This is a genomic window from Collinsella provencensis (assembly GCF_900199705.1).
Taxonomy (GTDB): Bacteria; Actinomycetota; Coriobacteriia; order Coriobacteriales; family Coriobacteriaceae; genus Collinsella; species Collinsella provencensis.
In genome coordinates this window covers 841,390-864,701 of record NZ_LT904908.1, presented here as the reverse complement: position 1 = coordinate 864,701, position 23,312 = coordinate 841,390, and the positions used below count along the sequence as shown (strand labels likewise).

Genomic DNA, 23,312 nt, shown 5'->3' with positions numbered 1-23,312 from the left:
GCGTGAAGGCTAGCTGTTTGCGAAATGCTTGAGGACGGCAAGCCTGGGTTGCATGTCCTCAAGCAGGTCGTCGGCGTAATACGGAAGCTGGGGGAAGGCCTTATTCAGGCGATCTGCTGCCGTCTCAATTGCGGGTGCAACGTGTTCTATAACGCTTGCGCACTGTTTTTTGAGGGCGGCTGGGCGCATGCCGAGGCTGCCGCAGAAGTTTTCGAGCGCTTTTGAGTCGACCGCATCGATGTCCGAGGCTCCTCCAATCCTCATGCCCAACTCTCTGCTAAAGCGATCAAACCATGTGGTGCAGATGATGTCGTAACAAGGTGCCAGGGAGAATGACCCGTCCTCATGGTAGAGCAGAGATAGGTTCTTGAGGTGTGCGTCGCAGTTGCCCATCAAATAGTTGATACAGGTGAGCAGGGACAGCTGTTGGATATCACGCAGGGGCGTTGCGGAGCTTGCTCTTAGGAAGTCGGCAATCGCCTTGAAGCTGTCCTCGGAGAGCTCGGCATATTTTGAACCCGATGAGATATTGAAGGCCTGTGCCAAATCCTCCTGATGAAGTCGCTCGACCTGCAGCTCTTCGTGCTCGACCGATACAACGCGATCAAATCTCTCGCTTGCAATAACGGGTCGCCCGAAATCGAGCAGTTCTGTTTTGGCGACCGCAAGACCGCAAGCCTTCGCAGCGTTCATACAGAGGTATTCAAAATAGGGGATGGCCTCAAGGCTCCCGATTTTAAGAACATGGGTTGAGGCTGCCATGTCATGCGGTTTGAACCATGCCGTATCCAGCGGTTTTTCTGGCATGTGGGACAATCCTAGTTTGCTTTGTGATCCCGCGAGCGAAAGCCTCGTGGCATTGAGGGCTTGTGCCACAGATTCCGCCCCGCGGAACTGCTCGATGAGTTTCTTTTTCGAAACAGCGGCATATCCCATTTCGATCTTGGGCGGCTTTTCGCAGATTACGACATCTCCGATGCATTCCCTGCCGACCGCGGACAAAAGAGCGAAGTAATCGTCTTCTCGAACCCGGATACGGGCGGCTAGTTCGCGCCGCGCTTGCTCCTCGGGCAATAGTCCGTCAAAGTATGCGAGGTATTGTGCCTGTTCAAACGGCTCAGTTTGCAGAGGGAGAGATTGCGAGAGCGGGAAGGCGATGCCCGAGGCAAGGTATGTTGAGTCGTATGTAAATGTGCCAAGTTCGCCATTGAGCTCTCCCACAAGTTGGAGCATGGTGCCGTCAAAACGGAATACCTGGAGATTCATAGGCTCTTACCTCCGTTTTGCAAAAAGGTCGATGCCCAGGATTTGTGCGACGGCAAGCGCTTTGTCAAATTCAGAGGTGCCTTTTCCGCGCTCTAGGTTTGAGATGAAGGTGATACCAACTCCTGAGAACGCGGCGACTTCCTCCTGTGTATAACCCTGTAGCTTGCGCTCGTGCCGAATTGCCTGTCCGAGGTCGCGCGCGGAGGCTATTTTCTCCATGCTACCCCTCCTTATGCGTGCGCATAAATTTGTTGTTGTTACTGAATTATATCTGCGTTCGCATAAAATAGTGGTGGGAAGCGTAAGATTTATGCGTACGCATAAATCTTTGCTGCAGTCCGCACGTTACGCGACTTCAAACTCCACGCGGTCGAGTTCGGGAACGTCAAGGCGAATGAGGTTCTCGATCATGTACCGGTCGCTTGCATCGAGATCGGTGGTGGTAGTCACACGGGCGACGAGCTCGCGCTCCACATCACTGTCGTTGCCTGTTGCGGAGGTCTCCGCGCCCACCGAGTACTCAACGAACTCAGGGCAGACGATCTCGAGTTCCTGAGCAGTTTGGGCGGCGTTGTATTGATCTGCCGCAACGATGGTATCTTCGGATGCCTCCTTCACCATATCGGCGGTGAAGAACAGGCAGGGGATGGCGAAAATGACGGTACCCAGCAAAAGGCGGTGACGGATGGTGCGGGACATCATCTGCGCTTCCTTTTCTTCTTCCTCGGTTACGATGCCGTCGCCGTTGAGGTCGCGTTTAAGCGGAGCGCGCAAGAGCAGCAGGACCATGTCGGCAGAGAGCGCGATGAATACCACGTTGACGCCGAACTCGTAGAGCGCTCCGAAAAAGATCATCGCATCGTTGCTGGAGATACCAAAGCCTGCGGCGCACAACGGCGGCATGAGCGCGGTTGCCACGGCAACGCCGGAGATGAGCGTGGCGGGCTCCTGGTCGCGCGAGTTGCCTAGCGCGCCCGCAAAGCCGCCGATGAGTGCGACAAGCAGGTCCCACGCGGTGGGGTTCGAGTTCTCTATCAGCGCGTTCGTGAACTCTGCGATGGGGGAGAGGGAGAAATACACCGCTGAAGTTGCCAGGCAAAACGCCATTTGAAGCACAAGTCCGCTTAGGGCGTCGCGCATAACGGCGCGATCCAACGTGGCAAGTCCGTACGCGATGGCGAGCACGGATCCCATGAGCGGGCAGATGAGCATGGCTCCGATGATGGCGATATCGGAGTCCGTGTCGAGGCCGATGCAGGCCACGAGCATCGCAGCGACGAGAATGCACAAGTGGGTGCCTGTGAGGCGCGCGCCGTTGACAAAGCGCTTGCGAATCGTGTTGTAGGATGCACGGCCTTCGCGGATGTTGAGGGTGCGGCGCAGGAAACGCTGCACCTGCCACAGCGCTCGATCGCCTGCGGGCCGAATGCCGTGACGACGCTTGTGACGTTCGATGTATTTCCGTATATCGTTCTTCTGATCCACTGGATTCACCTGCTCGTTTGTTCGGGAGCATACCGAAGCGGTATTCCGATATCGTGGCATCTATAATAGATGACGATCAAATCTCTTAAGTTCTCATACGTTTAACTTAGGACTCGATTAAGGTTTTGGCTTGCCCTGTCTTTGCAGGGACGGTATGGGGTACAACGTAACGGAGTGAATTTGAGGCTCGCTTTGCCCGTATAGGCAGTTGGCGAGACACATACGTTCGAAAGGAACCCTATGAGTGATGACAACATCCCCCGCCGTCCCGACGGCCTAAACGAGGAACCCCAGCGTACCGGTTCGATGCCGCGCCTTGAGGTCGAACCCACGCCCGTTCCGCCTACGGAGTATGCGGCGGGGGCAACCTCTGCTTTTGATTCGACGACTGCTGGCACGTCTTACGATCAGGCAGGTACTGCGTCTGGTGCGTCTGAGGGCGTTCCTGGCGGGCACTATCAGCAATCTGGTGGCGGCACCTCGCAGCAGGTTCCCCCTGTGCCTGGCAACGTCGCGTCCCACACGCATACCGAGACACGCACGGTCGTAAAGACGAAAACAAAAAAGCTTCCGGTGTTTTTGGCTTCCTTTGTCGGCTTGGTCGCCGGTGCGGTGCTCGTCATCGCGCTCGTGATGTCTGGTGTTTTCCGCATTACCGAACAGAACATCGAAAGCACGAACGACCCTGTTGGCTCCGCTATCACGTCAATTAAGATCGACCCTGAAGACACAACGCTCTCTGAGGCCGTGGCCACAAAGGCGCTGCCTTCGGTGGTTTCCATTACCGCTATGGACGAGGAAAGCGGCGAAGGCGGCGTGGGCTCGGGTGTGATTCTCGACGAAGACGGTAATATTCTTACGAACTACCACGTCATCGAGGGCGCGACCACGCTTGTCGTCTCAACCGACGACGGTGCGAGCTATGAGGCGGAGGTCGTAGGTACCGACGCATCGAGCGACCTTGCCGTTATTCAGCTCCAGGGAATCGATGACGTTCAGCTCGTGCCTATCGAGGTCGCCGACTCCAACGATGTTGTGGTGGGCGAGTGGGCTATGACCGTGGGCAGTCCCTTCGGCAATGAGCAGTCTGTTTCCGCTGGTATCGTCTCCGCGCTCTATCGATCCACTGCGCTCATGAATGACGACGGCATTGCGATTTATGCCAACATGATTCAGACCGACGCAGCCATTAACCCTGGCAATTCCGGTGGTGCGCTGGTTAACTCTGAAGGCAAGCTTATCGGCATCTGCTCGATGCTTGAATCCTATTCGGGCTCCAGCTCGAGCGTGGGTTTTGCCATTCCTTCCAACTACGCCATCAACATCGCTAACCAGATTATCGACGGCGAGGTCCCGGTCCATCCTTACCTGGGAGTTTCGCTCACGAGCGTGAACGCCTCGATTGCGAATCGAGAGGACTTGGCGGTTGACAGCGGGGCGTACGTGGTCGAGGTTGTGGACGACGGTCCTGCCGATGAGGCAGATGTTGAACCGGGTGACATTGTGACTGCCCTGAATGGCAAGGAAATTGCCTCTGCCGACGGCCTTATCATCGCCCTGCGCGAGCACGAGGTTGGCGAAGAGGTTACGCTTACGGTTGTCCGCGGCAAGAAGGAACTTCAGATTGAGGTGACGCTTGGCTCCGACGAGGCGCTGCAAGCCGAGCAGGAGGATACGAGCGACGACTCCAACAGCAACTCCGGCGGCAACGATGAGATTACGGAAGAAGACATCATCCGCTACTTCGAGGAGCTGCGGAATCGGGAGAACAGGCCATAAGGCAAGCGGTTGATTGTCCTTTCCTTTTTAGCCCGGCATGCGCAGTTTCGCATGCCGGGCTTTTTGGTGCGGTCTGAGGCGATGGGGTTCGCATTGTCGATGTTCCCGCTCCTACATGTATGCCGGGCTTTTTGGTGCGGTTCGAGGCGATGCTTTTGAGTCCAAAGTGGTGGTCTACTTGAAGAGTCGAAAAATTGGACCGAATTCGTGACTGAAATTCATCAAAATGCAGGAAGAACGAGCGCTGGGAGTAATGAATTCGGTTCAATTTTTCAGCATCGCTAAGTACACCATTTTGGCACTCTATGATTTCTCGCCGTTTGCGTGGGATGGTTCGGCTGGGCAGCGCGTCGAGGTGGATGTCGACCTGCCGCTCACCGTCCACGTGGGATGGCACGGCTGGACCGCGCATTGAGGCGGAGATCGACCCGCCTCCCACCGTTCACGCGGGATGGGGCGGCTGGGTCGCGCATCAGGGAGGGACCGATTTGTCGCCTGTTATCCACGTGGGATGGCGCGGGCGGGAGCTGGTCGTTACGTCCGATATCCATGCGGCTTGTCGTCCGTGCGGGATGGTACCCTGTAGGAGTTGCATTTGAGTATTGAGGAGGCCGTTATGGCAGAGCAGCAAAGCTTGTTCGGAGACATGTCGTTTGACGCGCCCGCGTCAGCTGCACAGTCGGCGCAAGCGACGGCCGAGGACGACCGTGCCCGTACCGCGGCGCGTGCGGCAGAGCTGCGTCATCTGCTCGATTACCATGCGTATCGGTACTATGCCCTCGATGCGCCAGAGATCACGGATGCTGAGTTCGATCGTATGCTGGTCGAGTTGCAGGGCATCGAGGCCGACTATCCCGAGCTTGTGACGCCCGACTCCTATACCCAGCGTGTGGGCGGCTTTGTGTCCGAGCAATTCACGCCCGTTACCCATATGGCGCGCATGTATTCCATGGACGATGCCATGAATTTGGGCGAGCTGGACGAGTGGCTCCAGCGCACGGAGGATGCCCTGGGTGCCGGGCACGCCACCTACACGTGCGAGCTCAAAATCGATGGGCTCGGTGTGGCCGTCACATACGAAAACGGTTCGTTTGTGCGCGCGGCAACGCGTGGCGACGGTACCACGGGCGAGGACGTGAGTTTGAACGTCCGTACCATCAAAGACGTGCCCATGCACCTGAGCGAGGCGGCGCTTGCCCATATGGGCGCCGATCGCGCGTCCGTTATCGAGGTGCGTGGCGAAGTCTATATGCCCAAGGGAAGCTTCGCACGCTTGAATGCCCAGGCAGATGCTGAGGGACGCGAGCCCTTCGCCAATCCGCGCAACGCTGCTGCCGGATCCTTGCGCCAAAAGGACCCTAAGGTTACCGCCACGCGCAGCCTCGCGACCTTCATGTATGCCATCGCCGATACGGCGCCTTTGCATGTCGATTCGCAACATGCGTTTTTGGAGTGGCTGAACAGCGCCGGCTTCTCGGTGAATCCCAATGTCGCGCGTTGCGCTACGCCTGCCGAGGTCCATTCGTTCTGCGCCGAGGCTCTGGCGCATCGTGGGGACCTCGATTACGACATCGACGGCGTGGTGGTCAAGGTCGATGCCTTCGATCAGCAGGATAACCTGGGTTTCACGGCGCGCGCTCCCCGATGGGCCATCGCGTTCAAGTTCCCGCCCGAGGAAAAGACAACCGTGTTGCGTGAGATTCGCATCCAGGTCGGTCGCACCGGCGTGCTCACCCCGGTTGCCGAGTTCGACCCGGTGACGGTTGCGGGTTCGACCATTTCCCGTGCCACGCTGCACAACCTCGACGAGATCCGTCGCAAAGATGTGCGTGTGGGCGACACCATCATCGTCCACAAGGCTGGAGACGTTATTCCCGAGGTCGTGGGCCCCGTGCTGGACAAGCGTCCCGACGACGCCGTGTTGTGGAACATGCCTGCCGTATGCCCGGCGTGCGGAAGCCCCGTGGTGCACGAGGACGGCGAGGTTGCGTATCGCTGTGTGTCGATTGATTGTCCTGCCCAGCTCAAGGAGCGTTTGCTCCACTGGGTGAGCCGCGGCTGCATGGACATCGACGGCGTGGGCGAAGAGCTGGTCGACAGGATGATTGAGGCGGGCCTGCTGCATGACGTGGCGGATTTCTACAGCCTCACGGTCGATCAAATCGCTGGTCTCGAGACAGGGCGCACGTACCTCAAGGATGACAAGAAGAAGGGCGTACGTGCGGGTGATCCCATTCCCGTGGGTATGACGATTGCGCAAAAGGTCATTGACGAGCTGATTCGTTCCAAAGAGCAGTCGCTCGGCCGTGTGCTTTTTGCCCTGGGTATCCGCCACGTGGGCAAGAGCGTGGGCGAACTCATTGCGCGGCGCTTCCTCACCATCGATGCGCTTGTTTTGGCGAGTGAGGATGACATTGCGGCGTGTGAGGGTGTTGGCCCCAAGATAGCTGCAAGTATCAAGCAATTCTTGGCGGTGCCCGAAAACCTTGAGGTGCTGCAGCGCTTGCGTGACGCGGGCCTTTCGCTTGAAGAGGACCTTGGCAAGGCCGCAGCGCGCACGGCGGCGGAAACTGGTGTGGATATGGACCTCGCCGCAGGTCAGCCGCTTGCCGGTTTGACGTTTGTGCTCACGGGCACGCTCGAAAATCGCACGCGCGACGAGGCGGGCGCGGCGCTCAAGGCACTGGGCGCCAAGGTTTCCGGATCGGTTTCGAAGAAGACGAGTTATCTGGTTGCCGGACCCAAGGCCGGCTCCAAGCTCACCAAGGCACAGAGCCTGGGTGTGCCCGTTTTGGACGAAGCGGCGTTGGAGCAGATTCTTGCCACTGGTTCGGTGCCTGAGGTTTAATTCTCGAGAATAATAACGTTCGAAAAAATGGTCCGTCGTTGAGGCGGACCATTTGCTTAGAGGGTCCTCAACCCTGCGGCGCGCGTAGCGCGACACGAGAAAACCACCCGTTACTCGGGTGGATCTCAATTGTGGATATGCATTGGCGTGAGAGGGGTTTGCGGGCATGGGCGGCGCGCTTGCTTGCCGCCGGTTCTTGTTTGTTGGTCTGGGCGTTGGCTCCGCAGGAAGCTACTCGGATTCCTCGAGCGCTTCGACCCCGTCATCTTCACCCAGACAGTAGTCGACGATGAGCTGCTTGAGGTGATCGATACCTTGGCCCGTTTGGCTGCTCGTCACAAAAATGCGGTCGGCAGGAACGTGCAGCTGTTTTCTGATGGAGGCAAGCTGCTTGCCCTGCGCGCCTTTGGAAAGCTTGTCCGCTTTGGTGAGGGCAACGACGAAGTTGAAGCCGTTTTCCTGCAGGTAGTCGATCATCTGCAGGTCGAGCTTGCTTGGGTCGTGGCGGATGTCCACTAATGAAACCACCAGGTTGAAGCTTCGCTCCGACTCGAGGAAGTCGCCGATCAGGTTGGCCCAGCGTTCACGCTCGCCCTTGCTGCGCTGCGCAAAGCCGTAGCCAGGAAGGTCGACGAAGTGCACGCCGTCTGCCTCGAAGAAGTTGATGTTGGACGTCTTGCCGGGCGTGCTCGACACCTTGACCAAGCTGCGGCGGTTGAACAGCTTGTTCATGATGGAGGACTTGCCCACATTCGAGCGGCCTACAAAGCTGACTTCCGGGCAGGTCGAAGGCGGAATCTGCGACGCCTTGCCGTAGCTGGCGACAAAATGCACCTTGTTGTAGTTGATGTCCTCTGCCATGGGGTTGCCTTTCGTAGTAGAGAGCGCGGCTTCCCAACGACGGCCTTTCGTGCTGCTGGCTGCCATGGGGTTGCCTTTCGTGATGGAGAATACGGGCTACGCGTCGAGCTCGTCGTTTGCCTTGGCGTCAAGCTGAGTGGATAAGCGTTGGATGAGGGAGAGCACGAGAACGCTGGCACTTTGCGCATACTCATCAAGGTCGAACACGCGGGTCGAGAAGGCGTCGTACTCCTCGTCGCAGTTGTCGGAAATCGCGCGCAGCACAAGGCAATCCGCGCCGTTTTTAGCGGCGATGTGCGCGATTGCGGCACCCTCCATCTCAACGCAATCCGCATGCGTGGCAGCGATAACGGCATTTTTGACTTCGGCGCCCGTGATGAAGCGGTCGCCAGACGCGATGGTGCCGCGCAGGTATTGCTTGGGGTCGGCGTCAGGGGTCTTCGCGTCTTTGACGACTGCCCTGCTTGCCCCTTTGTCAGCGGGGGAGTCAGCACCGGCCGCATTCACATAGCCGTGCTCGCGAAGGGCTTCTTCGGCAAGGTCGACCAGGTAGTCGCTGCTTGCAAATTCTTCGAGGCCGGGCGTCGATTCGGCGATGAGGGCCGTGTCGGTGTCCAGGTAGCGCAGGCGCTCGCCGATGACCACATCGGCGATGTGCAGGGCGGGATTGAGCCCGCCTGCAATGCCCGAAAAGATGACGGTGTTTGCGCCATACGCGCTGATGAGGTGCTGCGTTGCGGCGGCGGCGTTGACCGTTCCCATGCCGGCGACAGTGGCGACGATGTTGAGCCCGTGATACGTGCCGCTCGCGATGTGGAGACCGGCCTCATCGACCGTGGTGCCGTTTTCCAGGGCAGCATAAATGTGGCGCACCTCTTTTTCGAGTGCGCCGATGATTGCGATGGTGGGTGTCATAACGCTCCAATCATGCAAGTTGAACGCAGCATATTCTAGCAGGGAAAAGAATGGCATCACAGACCCTGCGGATGGTCGTACACGAACAAAGCGGACGTCTGCGCAGGTTTTCAGGCGGATTTGAACGGCATGTTTCGCGCGCGGCCAAAGTTGGCGCAGGAAAAGCGCTCTGCTACACTGGTGTGTCAACGATTCGGACGCTTGAAGGAGCGAGGATTGAGTATCAAGTAGGGACATCGTTTACGTTCGTCTGCCACGCGGTTGCGTCCGCGCTGCCCCTCTTGCTATCTCAAATTAGGAGCTCCTTATGAATTTGCGTCAGTATTTTACGTATTCCTCGCCGCAACTTACCCGCCAGGTTCTTCGCCTGATTTCCGTGCGCTTGCTGTTGTATGTCGGCGCCATGTCGAGCTATTTCATCGGCGTTATGGGCACGCTCACGTTTGCCATGGGCGCGGACGTGGTTGATAACGCGGTCGCCGTCGGCCTACTCAATCTGCTGCTCGTGATTGGCGGCATGTTCGGTGGCAGCTTGCTCGATCGCATCGGTCCGCGCACGTACCTGCGTTTTTGCGCGGGATTCCTGACGTTTAGCGGTCTTTTGTACCAGGTCGTCGGCACGAGCATCGTGGGCGTGTTCGCAGGTGCGGCGGTTTTCGGCCTCGCATGGGGTATGGCCGACGTTGTGGCGCGTTCCTTCCCGCCTTATCTCACCGACGACCTTGATGAGCTCAAGCGCATCAACGCGCTTGTCACACTGACGGGCAATATTTCCATCGTGATCGGCCCTATCGTGGGTGGCATGATCACACTTGTCGCTCCCACACAGGCGGTGTTCCTGTTCATGTCAGCCTGCTCGGCGCTGGCGTACGTTCCCGGTTGGGGATTCCACGCCTTGCGTACACCTGCGCGCGACGAGCTCGATACTCCCGAAGCTTTGGATCCCGCGGCAGCCCCCGGCAGTCGTCCGCGCAATTCGATTTACGCCGGTTTTTCCGAGATATTCGGTAGCAGCGTGCTGTCCCTGCTCTTTTGGGCAACTCTCATCTCGTTTATGGGCTACGGTGCGTTTGACCCGCTTGAGTCGCTGTTTTACCGCGACGTCCTCAAGGTCGGCGCGGAGTGGATGGGCTGGCTGTCTGCCCTGTCAGGTGTGGGCGGCATCGTTGGTGCGGTGTTTGCCGGCGTCATGCCCCCGCGGTTCATCAACGTGCGCGCCTTGCTGGTGGTGCTTATGGCGACGGGCCTGGGGAGCTTTGTGTACGTGTCCACGCCCTTCGTTTTGGTGGCCGCAATCGGTCAGTTTGCGCTCGGTGCGGCGTTTTCGGCGTTCGGGCCCATTAAAGACACACTCGTCCAGGTTCATACTCCGCTTGATCGCATCGGTCGCGTGAACGCGGCCATGGGCGCGGGCTACAATATGGCCGGTGCGTTCCCGCTGCTGTGTGCGCCCATTTTGGCGCACATCTTTGGCGTCCAAGGCACGCTGGTGGCGGCTGCGGTGTTGGTGACGGTTATCCCGTTGCTGATCCTGATACTGCGCAAACGCGAAATCGACCGTTTAGTCGAGTCCGAGCGAGTTCAGGAGTAGGGAATCGAGAAGACGCATGCCGTGCGCGTGCGGGGTGGAGAGAGACAGTATGCCGGGGATTTCGCTTTCCGAGACGATGCCGATTATGGTGACGCAGACCGTCGCCATGTTCCTGATGATGGGCGTGGGCGTGGTGCTCGTGAAGGCGAAGTACCTGGATAATCATGGTGCTGCACAGATGGCAAACGTGGCGCTCTACGTTGCGAACCCTGCTATCACCATCACGGCCTTCGCCACTACGTTTGAGATGGAAAAGCTCATCGACGGTGCCATTTGCATGGTCCTCACGTGGGCTTTCACCTTTGTCGCCGCCGCAATCGGGTGGTTTGTCTATCGCGAGCGCCAACGTATTTCGCAGCTTGGCATCATGATTTCGAACATGGGATTCGTGGGCATTCCGCTCGTCCAGGCGGTGCTGGGCGAGGAGTACGTGTTCTACGTCACGGCTTGCATCGCTGCACAGGTGCCCATTACGTTTTCCTATGGCATTTGGCTCATCTCCCAGGACAAGGAGGAGGTCTCACCTCGGCGCGTTCTGACCAATCCGGCCGTTGCCGCGGTGTTCGTGGGTGTGCTGCTGTTCCTGGGCTCCGTTCATCTTCCCGGTGTGGTGGAGTCCACGGCTTCGGGGTTGGCGGGGCTCAACACGGGTCTTGCGATGCTCGTGCTCGGCTCCTACCTTGCCCAGGCGGATATCCGCGGCATTTTGCGCAACAAGAACTTGTACCTCACCAACTTTTTGCGCCTGCTGGTGGTTCCGCTGTTGATCGTGATTTGCATGCTTCCTTTGCCGCTGCCCACGCCCATCAAGTTGGCGCTGCTTATTGCATTTGCGGCGCCTTGTGGCACGGTTACGGCGATTTTCCCCCAGATGTTCGGTAGGGACTATCGTTTTGGAGCCGGATTGGTGTCGTCTTCCACGCTGCTTTCGCTCATCACGATGCCGTGTTTGCTGGGCATCGGTTTAGTTTTGTTCTAGGCGAATCGACAAGTGCGCTGATTTACCTGCGGTAGAATAAACCTACTGAATTGAGTGCACGGGTGCTCAAGGTAACAAGGAGGGTCCACATGGGTCTGTTTGACGTATTTAAGAAAAAAGAGGCGCCTGCCGCCCCCGCCGTTCCGGCGAACGTCGAGGCACAGGCTGGTGCCGATGTGCTGTGCGCTCCGGTGACGGGCAAGGTCATCAAGATGACCGAAGTCCCCGATCCGGTGTTCTCCGGCGAGATTCTGGGCAAGGGCTGCGCCATTTGGCCCGGGGACGATACCGTGTATGCTCCTGTGAGCGGCGAGGTCACCGTTACCATGGGTCATGCCGTGGGCATCATGGGCGAGAGCGGTATCGAAGTGCTCGTGCATGTGGGCGTTGACACCGTCAACCTGCAGGGCAAGGGTTTCACGGGCTACGTGAAGCAGGGCGACAAGGTCGTAGCCGGCCAGCCTGTGCTCAAAATGGACCGCTCCGTTATCGCCGAGGCGGGTTACAAGGATTGCGTGGTGCTCGCCGTGTCCAACACCGCCGAGTTCGCAGCAGTCGAGCTTGCCGTCGAGGCAGACGCTGAGGTTGCCGCCGGCGACGCCGTGGTTACGGTGACGCGCAAGTAAGAGCGATTTTGCCTTTGGCGTGGCGTTTGCCCTAGGTGTGACGATTGCTCCAAGTTGGGCGCCCGCCCCAGAGGCGCCGCTTTCCCGTTGCGCGCTGCCGTCCTATTGCCAGGAAGGTCTCTATGATTGAGCTTTCTCATGTCATCGCCGGTTTTGAGGGACTCCACGCACGGCCGGTCGTTCAGATTTGCACATCTGCCCGCGCATTTGAGAGCACGGTGACGGTATACGCGGGTGAGCGTTCCAGTGTTGCGACGGACTTTGTGGGACTCATGGCGCTCGACGCTCGCAAGGGAGAGACGCTTCGGGTTGTCGTCGAGGGCCCCGATGAACTCGCCTGCGCCGATGCCCTGCGTGAGGTATTCACCTTCTAGTGCTGTAACAAGTTGGGTTTCTTTCGGGCCGCCTCGTTTGGGGGCGGCCTTTTTTATACACTAAGAGGGCTATATCTACTGGGAAGAAGGAGGCACCGCATGGCACTCACCCAAGATGACGTGCACGCGATTGCCGATTACGCGTGCATTGCCCTAGAGGGCGAAGAGCTTGAGCAGATGACCAGCTATCTCAATGACGCCGTTGAGATGGTTGAGCCGATTTTGAATTACACCGCAGAGGATGTGGAGCCCACGTTCCATCCCATCGGCACGTTGTCGAACGTCATGCGCGATGACGCGGTGGATACCGTTCGTGCGTTGCCGATCGACGCGGCGCTGTCCAATGCCGCCGCCTCGCGTGAGCGTCAATTCCGCGTGCCTTCGATTTTGGGCGGAGGTGAGCAGTAATGGCGTTCATCGACGAGTTGACTGCCGCGCAGATTGCCGCCGGCGTTGCCGCTGGAGATTTCTCGGCCACCGAAGTCGCCCGCGCCGCTCTGGATGCAGTTGAAGCGCGCGACGGCGCTGTGCAGGCTTTTTTGCAGGTCACGCCCGAGTTGACGCTTGAGGCCGCCGCTCGCGTGGACGCTGCTCGCGCGGCGGGTGAGGTACTGCCCCCGCTTGCGGGTGTGCCTTTGGCCGTCAAGGACAACATGAACCTGGTGGGAACGCGTACCACCTGTGCTTCCCGCATGCTTGAGACGTATGAGTCGCCCTTTACCGCCACCTGCGTGCAGCGCATGTTGGATGCGGGCTGTCTGCCGGTGGGCAAGGCCAACATGGACGAGTTCGCCTTCGGTTCATCCACCGAGAGCTCGGCGTTTTTCCGCACGAACAACCCGTGGGACCTCGAGCGCGTGCCCGGAGGTTCGTCGGGCGGATCCGCGGCTGCGGTTGCAGCGGGTGAGGTCACGCTCTCCCTGGGTTCCGACACGGGCGGATCCATTCGCCAGCCCGCTGCGCTGTGCGGCGTGGTGGGCATGAAGCCCACGTATGGCACGGTTTCGCGCTACGGTGTGGTGGCCTTTGGCTCCTCACTCGACCAGGTGGGTCCGTTTGGGCGCACCGTCGAAGACGTAGCGCGTGCCATGGACGCGCTGTGCGCGGGCGGCCGCGACGAGCGTGATAGCACGAGCGTGGATTGCGCGGATAGTTTCGCTGCCGGACTCGAGGGCGATATTGCGGGCAAGCGCGTGGGCATCATCCCCTCGTTCATGAATGCACCCGGTTTGACTTCCGAGGTCAAAGAAGCCGTCGAGCTCGCTGCCCACGTGCTGCAAGATCAGGGCGCGGAGCTGGTTGAAGTCGAGCTCCCGCATCTGGATGCCGCCATCGCGGCCTATTACGTGATCGGCCCCGCCGAGGCGTTCTCCAACCTCGCCCGTTTTGACGGCGTGCGCTACGGGTATCAGGAGCCGGGCTGCCCCAATCTGGCCATGCAGACCGCCCGTTCCCGTGCGAAGGGCTTTGGTGCTGAGGCGAAGCGTCGTCAGATGCTCGGCGCCTACCTGCTGTCCTCGGGTGTGTATGACAAGTACTATTACGCAGCTCAGAAGGCCCGTACGCTTATCGTGAACGATTATGAGCGCGCCTATGAGGCGGCCGACGTGCTGCTCATGCCCGCCAGCCCCACCACGGCGTTCAAGTTCGGCGAGCTGTCCGACCCCACGCAGATGTACCTGTCCGACCTGTTCACAATCTCGATCAACATTGCCGGTAACGGCGGCATCACGGTACCGCTGGGTGTTGGCTCCGCCTCCGGCATGCCCGTGGCGGCGCAACTGGTGGGCAAGGCGTTTGACGACCGCAACTTGCTGACGTTTGCCCGCGCCGTCGAGCGTGGCTTTGAGGCCACGACGGGTGCGGCGGGTTGCCGTGTTGCACCCGATTTTGCGGGGAAGGGAGGTGAGCTTGCATGAAGGAGCTCTCCGAAGTTTTGAAAGACTGGGAGGCCGTGATCGGCCTTGAGATCCATACCGAGCTCACGACGCTCGACACCAAGATGTTCTGCGGCTGCAAGCTCAGCCACGAAGACGAACCCAACACCAACGTGTGCCCTGTGTGCCTGGGTCTTCCCGGCGCATTGCCCGTTCCGAACAAGCGCGCGATCGAGAGCATCGTGAAGGCGGGACTTGCGACCAACTGCGAGATCCAGAAGCATTCGATGTTCTATCGCAAGCATTACTTTTATCCGGACATGGCCAAGAACTTCCAGACCACACAGGGCCCTGTGGCATTTTGCATGCATGGACGCCTCGACCTTGAAGTGACGGGTAAAGGCGCCGCAGAGCGTCCTACCTGCGCTTTTGGGTCCGCTGAAGCCGAGAGCCTTGCGAGCGCTTCGGCGCATGCCGACGGGCTTTCGCGCCAGATGGCCGAGCAGCTGCCCGAGAAGGGCGGCGCGCTTGCCGGTATGTCCTCCTACGATGCGAGCGAGCTGGCCGTGGCGGAGCGCCACGAGGACGGTTCCTACACGGTTCCCATCCGCATCCTGCGCATCCACATGGAGGAAGACGCTGCCAAGATGGTACATCTGGGCGGTGCCGAGGGGCGTATCACGGCGGCCTCCGAGAGCCTGATCGACTACAACCGCTGCGGCACACCGCTCATCGAGCTCGTGACTGAGCCCGACCTGCGCACGCCCGAAGAGGCACGCTTGTTCATGGAAAAGCTGCGCCGCATCTTCCTCACCATCGGCATCTCCGATTGCTCGATGGAAAAGGGATCCATGCGTTGCGACGGCAACGTGAGCCTGCGTCGTCGCGGCGAGACACGTTTGGGGACCAAAACCGAGCTCAAGAACCTCAACTCGTTCAAGAGCCTGCACGACGGTCTTGCCTATGAGATTTGCCGTCAGGCGGAGGTGCTTGAGCAGGGTGGCATCATCTACCAGGAAACGCGTCATTGGGAGCCGGGCCGCAAGCGTACCGTGGTGATGCGCGTGAAGGAAACGGCGGACGATTACCGCTTGTTCCCCGACCCCGACTTGGCGCCGTTCGATTTGAGCGACGAGTTTATCGAGCATTGCCGCGCCGAGTTGCCCGAGTTGCCCGATGCGAAGCGCGAGCGTTTTGAGCGTGATTTCGGCATCAAGCGTGCCGACGCCGAGCAGCTTGCGGGCGACCCCGAGACATCTGTGTTCTTTGAGCAGGCGGCAAGTGGACTTGCGGGCAAGGCGGCGCAAGCTGTGGCGAACCTCGTGGTGAACGAGATGGCCGCGTATCTCAAGGGCGCCGGCGTGGCGCTGGGGGAGAGCGGCATCAAACCCGAACAGGTGGCGTCGCTTGCAAAGCTGCTGGCAGAAGGTGCGATTGCGAGTAATCAGGCGCCCGAGGTGCTCCAAGCCATGGCCGAGAGCGGCGAGAGCCCCGAGGCGATTGTGGATGCGCGCGGCATGCGCCAGGTGAACGACACCGGTGCGTTGCAGCCCATCGTCGACCAGGTGCTTGCTGCGTGTACCGATCAGGCGCAACAGTATCGCGATGGCAACCAGAAGGTGATTGGCTTCTTGGTGGGTCAGTGCATGAAGGCCAGCAAGGGCAAGGGCAATCCCAAGCTCTTCAACGAGTTGCTGCGCAAGGCGCTTGAGGAGTAATCGAGTGCGCTTTGTGATGCGCGAATTGGAACGCCCCCGTCGTTTCTGGCGGGGGCGTTTTTTTATAAGTGTCCGAGGTGTTCCTGCATCCTTGTTCTTCAAATAGGGAATGTCTGATTTCCTTATAGCTAGTCGCAATTGCTCACAACCACTTGTTGTTGCCTATGGTTTTTTGCGTTTTGGGACCTTTATTTCACAGGAAATCATAGGTAACAGACGAACAATGTGATTTTGCGGAAAAGAGAACCAACCACTCTTCAAGGGGGATTCAAGCTCCTCAGATTGGTCGAGTATTGAGATTATGGTCAAAATGGTGCCAGGCTGGGGTGTTCGGAGGGTCCGATTCGTGTTTTTTGGAGATGCGCGAGAAATGAATCCTGCGGTTTTGTTGGTGGATGATTGCCCCACGGCGGAAGAGGACTCCTTTTCCGGTCGTTTTGGGGTTCTGAACACCCCAATCTGGGGGTAAATTGACCACTTTTCCAAAACGCGGCGGGGTGGGGATGCGTTCTACCGCAGCAGAAGATAACTTGCGTACGGAAAAGTCTTCTCGGTGCAGGTTGATACCGTTTTTTGATTCGTGGTTGGCTGCAGTTATCTATGAACGTTTGCCGTTACCTATGGTTTTCTGCAATTTTAGACTTATTATGCGCGGGAAGTCATAGGCAACGGCTCTTCACCATAGGTGAAGACCCCTCGCCAAAGGCAACAGACGCAAACGGCAATAATCAGCGTGGATTCTCGTGTTCCCCTGCTGCCTGCAGACGAAAAACACGAGGCGTGACATGGTATTTTGCTTCAAACTTGCGGTAGAAATATGTCATGTTCGAGATTCCAACCTTATTGGCGATGCGCTCGATGGAGCGGCGTGTGTTGGCCAGCAAATACGCTGCTTCAGAGAGCTGCTGTTCGAGCTTGATTTCCGAAAATGAACGGCCGGTCTGGCGTTTTAATAGATTTCCCAGGTAGTTGGGGCTGTAACCAAATTCCCGAGCAGTTGAGGTCAAGGTACACTCTTTGTAATTCTGCTCGATGTAGGCCAGAATGCTTCTGGTGTTTCGGTCGCCAAATGCCGTGTTGCCGGTGTGTTCTGCACGATGGTACAACCCGCGGATAAGTTCAAGGAACAGGCAGGTAACCTGGGCTCGGAAGAGTTCCGTGCTATACATTCCCGAAAAGTGATATTCCTCAAACAACAACTCAATATAAGTTCGTGCATGGGTTGCGTATGCAGCCGGCAGCATCAAATATTGGTCGTGTGCACGATTGCGGGCGATTACATCGAACAGCAGGTTGGTGAGCAGGCTGGAGCCGGGTAGGTGGCTGAGAAACACGGAGTCGAAGAACTCCTTGCGAAAGACCATTGAGATTACGATATCGTTTTCGCTTTTGACACTCGGAGAGCTACGCACCACATTGGCGTCGCAAATGAGCACGTCACCGCTAGTGAGGTGAAGCGGCCGTCCGTTGACGACAAAATCGCATGACCCGCTATAGATGACACTCAGCTCCATATCTCGGTTGATATGCGGCGGGATATTGGTGAAACGCGTTTCGCGAATCATACCAAAAGAACGCTCGTGCAGCGTGTTGCTCCAATCGAAGACCATGTATTCCTGTCCGTCGATGACCGTGCGTTCGACGCCCTTGAACCGTGGACTCGGCTCGTCGGGATGAATGAGGTGCCAGCACTCCGATTCGGTGACTTGGTATAGGAGTTGCTCGAGTTTCTTGGTGGGCATGGCAATTCTCCAAACGGCAGCTTTTCTCGTTTAAACGGAGGAAGTCTGTAAATATGTTAGGAATCTAACCGTTCTATGCGATATTACCGCTTTTTTCTCTTCAGTAGGATGAGTCAGACGACCTACAAAGAGAAAGGAGCGAAATCGTATGGGCAAGCTCAAGACGGGATTCCCCGACGACTTCCTGTGGGGCGGCGCCATCGCATGTTCCCAGGCAGACGGTGCGTGGAACGAAGACGGCAAGGGCAAGTCAACCCAGGATTGCCGTTGGCTCGATGGCAGTTGGACGCATGACCAGATTGAGGAGAAGCATCAGAACAATCCCTTCTCCAAGGCTGAGTTTGAGGCAGCCCTGCTCGATGACGGCACGGAGTATTACCCCCTGCGTCGTGGCAACGATTTCTACCATCATTGGCGTGAGGACCTCGACCTTTTCGCCCAGATGGGGCTCAAGTTGTTCCGCACTTCGATCTGCTGGAGCCGCATTTTCCCCAACGGAGATGATGCAGAACCCAATCCTGCAGGTATTGCTTGGTATCGCGAGCTGTTTGCCGCCTGCCATGAGTGCGGTATCAAGACGTTTGTCACCATGCTTCACTACGACATCCCCGTGAACCTCGTTACGAAGTACGGTGGTTGGAAGAATCGCAAGACGATCGAGTTTTTCACGCGTTACGTCGAGACGATTGTGGAAGAGCTGGGCGATCTTGTTGATTTTTGGCTGCCATTCAACGAGTTCAATGCAGGGCGTTTTGCCCCGTGGGATGGCGTGTGCTTGATTGCCGATGAAGAGGGCGACAATCTCGACCAGCAGATTTTCCAGTGTTTGCATCATCAGTTCGTGGCTAATGCTCGCGCCATCCAAATCGTGCATGAGAAATGTCCCGAAACGCCAGTTGGCGGCATGATCGCACGTTTTTGTACGTATCCGGCTACGTGCCGTCCTGAGGACAATATGCAGGCGCTGCATGACGACCAGTACGCCAACTGGTTCTATACCGATGTTATGGCACGCGGAGCATACCCCGCCTACATGGATCGCTACTTTGACAAGTTGGGGATTGAGATTCAGATGGAGGAGGGCGACGAAGAGCTTATCGCTGCAAATACCGTCGATTTCCTTTCGTTCTCCTACTACTTCTCTCAGGTTGCGACTGCCGATCAGGGTTGGGAAAAGACCGCAGGCAACTTGGTGATGGCAAACAAAAACCCATATCTGGAGTCGACGGAATGGGGGTGGCAAATCGATCCACTTGGCCTGCGCGTCACCCTCAACCAGATGTACGATCGCTACGGTTTGCCGCTCTATATCGCGGAGAACGGTTTGGGTACCGCTGACGTGCTTGAGGCCGACGGCAGCGTACACGACCCGTACCGCATCGATTACCTGCGTAAACACATCGACTGCATGCGCGAAGCAGTCATTGATGGCGTAGATGTTCGCGGCTACATGATCTGGGGCTTCCTGGATTTGGTGTCGTGCGGCCCGCTCACGATGAGCAAGCGCTACGGCGTCATCTACGTCGATCTCGACAACAGCGGTAAGGGTAGCGCGAAGCGCTATTGCAAGGATTCCTATTATTGGTATCGGTCGTGCATCGCCTCCAACGGCGCCGACCTGGGGTAAGGAGACAAGGATGAGCTCGAAACAAGAATTGGCCGCCAACGTTCTCAAGCTGGTGGGTGGTGCAGACAACGTGGCAACGGCAACGCATTGCATCACGCGTTTGCGCCTGAACCTCAAGGATGATTCTCTGGGCGATATCGAGGCGCTTGGCAAGCTCGATGGAGCGCTCGGTGCGCAGATTAAGGACGGACAGTGGCAGATCATTATCGGCCCCGGCGTCGACTCGGTGTACAACGAGCTCGAGCCCCTGCTGGGTGCCGACAAACTTGCAGGCAGCGTTGACGCCGATGCCGACCAGGAGGAGCTTGCACCCAAGGGGAGCGCCCGCGTTTTCGATATCATTACAGGCATCTTCTCGAGCATTATTCCGGCGCTGGTCGCGGGCGGTATCGTCAAGGGCATCCTGGCTGCGATCGCAGCGTTTGGCATCGATACGGGTTCCGGTGACTGGGCGATCTTCAATATGATCTCCGATATCCCGTTCTACTTCCTGCCGTTTTTGTTGGCTGTTTCCACTGCAGATAAATTCAAGGTGAACCGTTCGCTCGCCCTGTGCGTCGCCGGTTCGCTTATGTATCCAACCATCGTGAACGCAGTGGGTACAGGAGAAACGCCGCTCACGCTTTTCGGTATGGCGGTACCCGTGTTCTCCTATGCGAGCTCGGTGTTCCCGGTCATCTTTGGCGTCATTGGCCTGTCTTTCGTGTACCGTGCGATTGATAAGGTCGTGCCCGACCTCTTCAAGCTCGTAGTGGTTCCGGCGCTGTCGCTTGCTATCGTTCTGCCGATCAACCTCATGCTGCTTGCGCCCATTGGTGCCTGGTGCGGCATCGGATTGGCAAACGGCATCGTGTGGCTGTTCTCCACGCTTGGCCCGATCGCCGGTTTCCTGCTGGGCTTCTTCATGCCGCTTATCGTGCTGTTCGGCATGCACCAGTCCACGAGCCCCATTCAGATTTCCAACATCGCCACGCTTGGATACGACTACCTGTTGCCTGTTTCGTTCTGCCATAACCTTGCCGAGTCTGGCGCGGCTTTTGGCGCTGCGCTGCGCATGAAGGACCAGAAGCTCAAGTCTGCCGCATTTACCTGCGCATTCTCCGCATTCATGGGCATTTCCGAGCCGGCGCTGTTTACGGTCCAGGTTCCAAACCGCACGCCTCTCATCTCCGCGATGGTCGCGAATGGCATTGGCGGTGCGTTGACCGTGATTCTGAGCGCGAAGTGCTTCGGCTTCGTGATGCCTGGTATTACCTCGCTGCCGGTATATGCCGATCCTTCGGGCGATCCGATGAACCTCATCATGATCGTGGTGTGTATTGGTGCCACCTGGCTGATTGCCGCAGCGTTGAGCTTCTTCCTGTGGAAGACCCCGCTGAAGAAATAGCGGTTAAGTCTCTTGGGAAGAGAAGAAAACACGTTTGTGTGATCCTATTGGATACATCGTGACGGCTAGCTGCCGATACTAACAGCGAAGGGGCACGTCCTGCAGGGCGTGCCCTTTTTGGTTGCTTTCGCGCAAGAGCTTTTCCGGTAAGGCGAGAGACGCGATTACTTCTGAATTGAAGGATTAGCGTGGATTCTTGCTTGTTACGTAAACTTGGCGTGCGCTTTTCGAGTTCCTCAACAGCCTTTATTCGACCGTGACCGATTTTGCGAGGTTGCGCGGCTTGTCCACGTCGTAGCCGCGGTCGATTGCAACGTAGCGTGCCAGCATCTGGAGATGTACGGCGACCACAAGGGGAACGAGGAATTCGTCCGTCACAGGCGGCACCCACAAAACATTGCTGCAGATCGTCGCAACGTCCTCGTCTCCATCGGTGGCAACGCCGATGACCGTGGCACCGCGGGCGATGCATTCCTGGATGTTGGAAATCGTTTTGTCGTGCACATGGCCCTGCGGCACGATCGCCACAACGGGGAAGCCGGGCTCGAGCAGGGCGATCGGTCCGTGCTTCATCTCGCCTGCCGCATATGCCTCGGCATGTAGGTAGCTGATCTCCTTGAGTTTGAGGGCGCCCTCGGCGGCAGCGGTTGAGTTTACACCGCGTCCCAGGAAGAGCGACGAATGAGCGCGGCGGAAGGCGCGAGACGCCTCCTTATCCTGCCAGCTTCTCTGGAGAACCTGGTCGATGAGATTGGGAACGGTTTCCAGCTCATGGAACTTCTTCTCGACCTCTTCCCTCGTCATGGTGCCGCGTGCTTGGGCGAGGCGCAGGGCGAGGAAGGCGGCGCCGACCATTTGCGCCGTGTAAGCCTTGGTCGAGCAGACGCAAACTTCGGGGCCAGCTTGGATGTACAGGGTGCCGTCCGACTCGCGTGCGGCCGTCGAGCCGAGAACGTTCGTGATGGCAAAGATCTTGCAGCCCAGGCCGCGCATGCGGCGCGCGGCGGTAAGGGTGTCGGCTGTTTCGCCGGATTGGGTGATGATGACGCAAAGGGTGTTGGGGGTTACCAGGACCGATTCCTTGTAGTTGAGCTCGGAGGCCTGTTCGACGACGACCGGGACCTTTGCCCAGTTCTCGATGAAGTCGCGGGCGATGAGGCCGACATGGTACGAGGTGCCGCAGGCCACGACGTAGACCTTGTCGATGGCGGCCATCTCCTCTTTGGTGAGAGTGAGCTCGTCGAGTTCGATACCGTGTTTGCCAAGGCGGTTTTGGAGCAGGCGGCGAATCGCCTCAGGCTGTTCTGCGATTTCCTTTGCCATGAAATCGGGATAGCCGCCCAGGGTGGCGGCCGAGGCGTCCCAATCCACGGTCATGGTGGTCGGGGAGTTGACGGAATTGCCGTCCTCGTCGAAAACCGAGCAGGTGCCCTGTGGACTCAGGATCGCCAGCTGTCCATCGTCGAGCTGGATGACTTCCTTGGCTTTGCCAGCCAGGGCCGTGATGTCGGAAGAGACGTAGCAGCCGTTTGCAGTGGTAGCGATGACGAGCGGCGAGCGTCTGCGAGCGCAGACGATTTGGCCGGGCATGTCGGCGCACAAGACCGCCAGCGCCCAGGAGCCCTCGCAACGGGAGACGGCGATGCGGACCGCCTCGAGCAGGTTGCCCTTGGCGGGGCCGTTCCAAGAGTCCTCGATCAGGTGGGCGATAACCTCTGAGTCGGTATCGCTTTTGAACTCATGACCAGCGGCGATAAGCTGGGAGCGTAGCTGTCGGAAGTTTTCGATGATGCCGTTGTGGACAATTGCGATACGGCCTGAGCAATCGGTATGCGGATGGGCGTTGCGGTCGGAAGGGGCGCCGTGTGTGGCCCATCTGGTATGGGCGATGCCCGATGTTCCCACGAGGTTTGCCGTGGCGCAGCGTTGCGCGAGGATTTCGACGCGACCCGAGCATTTGACGCCGTGAAGCGATCCGTCGGGGGAGAGGACTTCGATGCCCGCCGAGTCGTAGCCGCGATACTCAAGGGATGCGAGTCCGTCGAGCAAAAATGGTTGGGCCTGGTGGTTGCCGGTGTAGCCAACGATGCCGCACATAGTGAACCTCCTGTTTTCGTTTGTAGTTGCGCCGCAATGGCTTCATGTTGCAAAACGCCTGCGCTGTAATGCTGCATTGCTGCATACAGGTGGCCTGCAACGGCATGGTGCCGGAAACGACAGGTCGATTTTACCCACGG

At 58.2% G+C, this 23,312-nt stretch carries 19 protein-coding genes; 12 read left to right on the top strand and 7 right to left on the bottom strand.

What is annotated here, in order from left to right; all coding sequences use genetic code 11:
• Positions 1 to 9 precede the first annotated feature (9 nt).
• From C1711_RS03980 to C1711_RS03970, 3 genes are all read right to left on the bottom strand, one after another.
• Positions 10 to 1,266, bottom strand: coding sequence for a HipA domain-containing protein (locus C1711_RS03980; protein ID WP_102337893.1), 1,257 nt, complete (start codon positions 1,264 to 1,266; stop codon positions 10 to 12).
• 6 nt (positions 1,267 to 1,272) lie between these two features.
• On the bottom strand, positions 1,273 to 1,485 hold the full coding sequence (locus C1711_RS03975) for a helix-turn-helix domain-containing protein (protein ID WP_102337892.1): 213 nt from the start codon (positions 1,483 to 1,485) through the stop codon (positions 1,273 to 1,275).
• 126 nt (positions 1,486 to 1,611) lie between these two features.
• Positions 1,612 to 2,751 carry a DUF389 domain-containing protein gene (locus C1711_RS03970; RefSeq protein ID WP_234346220.1) on the bottom strand — a complete coding sequence of 380 codons (1,140 nt, stop codon included), beginning with the start codon at positions 2,749 to 2,751 and terminating at the stop codon, positions 1,612 to 1,614.
• Between the two features lie 240 nt (positions 2,752 to 2,991).
• On the opposite strand from C1711_RS03970, the gene C1711_RS03965 reads away from it, so the two are divergent.
• From C1711_RS03965 to ligA, 3 genes are all read left to right on the top strand, one after another.
• Entirely contained in the window at positions 2,992 to 4,530 is a 1,539-nt protein-coding gene (locus tag C1711_RS03965; protein ID WP_102337890.1) for a S1C family serine protease, read from the top strand.
• 253 nt (positions 4,531 to 4,783) lie between these two features.
• Positions 4,784 to 4,945 carry a hypothetical protein gene (locus C1711_RS07715; RefSeq protein ID WP_159060045.1) on the top strand — a complete coding sequence of 54 codons (162 nt, stop codon included), beginning with the start codon at positions 4,784 to 4,786 and terminating at the stop codon, positions 4,943 to 4,945.
• A gap of 201 nt (positions 4,946 to 5,146) precedes the next feature.
• Entirely contained in the window at positions 5,147 to 7,378 is a 2,232-nt protein-coding gene (gene ligA, locus C1711_RS03960) for an NAD-dependent DNA ligase LigA (protein WP_102337889.1), read from the top strand.
• Positions 7,379 to 7,609: 231 nt separating this feature from the next.
• On the opposite strand, the gene yihA is transcribed toward ligA, so the two are convergent.
• Complete coding sequence (yihA, locus tag C1711_RS03955) at positions 7,610 to 8,239, bottom strand: ribosome biogenesis GTP-binding protein YihA/YsxC (RefSeq protein WP_102337888.1); 630 nt, start codon at positions 8,237 to 8,239, stop codon at positions 7,610 to 7,612.
• Positions 8,240 to 8,335: 96 nt separating this feature from the next.
• A complete protein-coding gene (locus tag C1711_RS03950) occupies positions 8,336 to 9,154 on the bottom strand; it encodes a 5'-methylthioadenosine/S-adenosylhomocysteine nucleosidase (protein WP_102338554.1) in 819 nt (272 codons plus the stop codon).
• Between the two features lie 307 nt (positions 9,155 to 9,461).
• On the opposite strand from C1711_RS03950, the gene C1711_RS03945 reads away from it, so the two are divergent.
• The 7 genes from C1711_RS03945 to gatB all read left to right on the top strand — a co-directional run bounded on the left by C1711_RS03945 (position 9,462) and on the right by gatB (position 16,319).
• Positions 9,462 to 10,745, top strand: a complete 1,284-nt coding sequence (locus tag C1711_RS03945; RefSeq protein ID WP_102337887.1) for an MFS transporter — start codon at positions 9,462 to 9,464, stop codon at positions 10,743 to 10,745.
• Between the two features lie 49 nt (positions 10,746 to 10,794).
• Positions 10,795 to 11,724, top strand: coding sequence for an AEC family transporter (locus tag C1711_RS03940; RefSeq protein ID WP_159060044.1), 930 nt, complete (start codon positions 10,795 to 10,797; stop codon positions 11,722 to 11,724).
• A gap of 89 nt (positions 11,725 to 11,813) precedes the next feature.
• On the top strand, positions 11,814 to 12,350 hold the full coding sequence (locus C1711_RS03935; protein WP_102337885.1) for a PTS sugar transporter subunit IIA: 537 nt from the start codon (positions 11,814 to 11,816) through the stop codon (positions 12,348 to 12,350).
• Positions 12,351 to 12,472: 122 nt separating this feature from the next.
• Positions 12,473 to 12,724, top strand: coding sequence for an HPr family phosphocarrier protein (locus C1711_RS03930; protein WP_102337884.1), 252 nt, complete (start codon positions 12,473 to 12,475; stop codon positions 12,722 to 12,724).
• 99 nt (positions 12,725 to 12,823) lie between these two features.
• Entirely contained in the window at positions 12,824 to 13,132 is a 309-nt protein-coding gene (gene gatC, locus C1711_RS03925; protein ID WP_102337883.1) for an Asp-tRNA(Asn)/Glu-tRNA(Gln) amidotransferase subunit GatC, read from the top strand.
• Positions 13,132 to 14,643 (top strand): Asp-tRNA(Asn)/Glu-tRNA(Gln) amidotransferase subunit GatA, encoded by a 1,512-nt coding sequence (gatA, locus tag C1711_RS03920; RefSeq protein ID WP_102337882.1) that lies wholly within the window; start codon positions 13,132 to 13,134, stop codon positions 14,641 to 14,643. Before gatC ends, gatA begins: the two co-directional genes overlap by 1 nt.
• Positions 14,640 to 16,319, top strand: a complete 1,680-nt coding sequence (gene gatB / locus C1711_RS03915) for an Asp-tRNA(Asn)/Glu-tRNA(Gln) amidotransferase subunit GatB (RefSeq protein WP_102337881.1) — start codon at positions 14,640 to 14,642, stop codon at positions 16,317 to 16,319. The genes gatA and gatB overlap by 4 nt, the downstream gene beginning before the upstream one ends.
• Before the next feature lie 728 nt (positions 16,320 to 17,047).
• On the opposite strand, the gene C1711_RS03910 is transcribed toward gatB, so the two are convergent.
• Positions 17,048 to 17,929, bottom strand: a complete 882-nt coding sequence (locus C1711_RS03910) for an AraC family transcriptional regulator (RefSeq protein WP_159060043.1) — start codon at positions 17,927 to 17,929, stop codon at positions 17,048 to 17,050.
• 280 nt (positions 17,930 to 18,209) lie between these two features.
• Between C1711_RS03910 and C1711_RS03905 the strand changes: the two genes are divergently transcribed.
• Entirely contained in the window at positions 18,210 to 19,688 is a 1,479-nt protein-coding gene (locus C1711_RS03905) for a glycoside hydrolase family 1 protein (protein ID WP_102337879.1), read from the top strand.
• A gap of 10 nt (positions 19,689 to 19,698) precedes the next feature.
• On the top strand, positions 19,699 to 21,075 hold the full coding sequence (locus C1711_RS03900; protein ID WP_102337878.1) for a PTS transporter subunit EIIC: 1,377 nt from the start codon (positions 19,699 to 19,701) through the stop codon (positions 21,073 to 21,075).
• A gap of 246 nt (positions 21,076 to 21,321) precedes the next feature.
• Here the strand turns inward: C1711_RS03900 and glmS are convergent, their stop codons facing one another.
• Positions 21,322 to 23,172 carry a glutamine--fructose-6-phosphate transaminase (isomerizing) gene (gene glmS / locus C1711_RS03895; protein ID WP_102337877.1) on the bottom strand — a complete coding sequence of 617 codons (1,851 nt, stop codon included), beginning with the start codon at positions 23,170 to 23,172 and terminating at the stop codon, positions 21,322 to 21,324.
• Positions 23,173 to 23,312 lie beyond the last annotated feature (140 nt).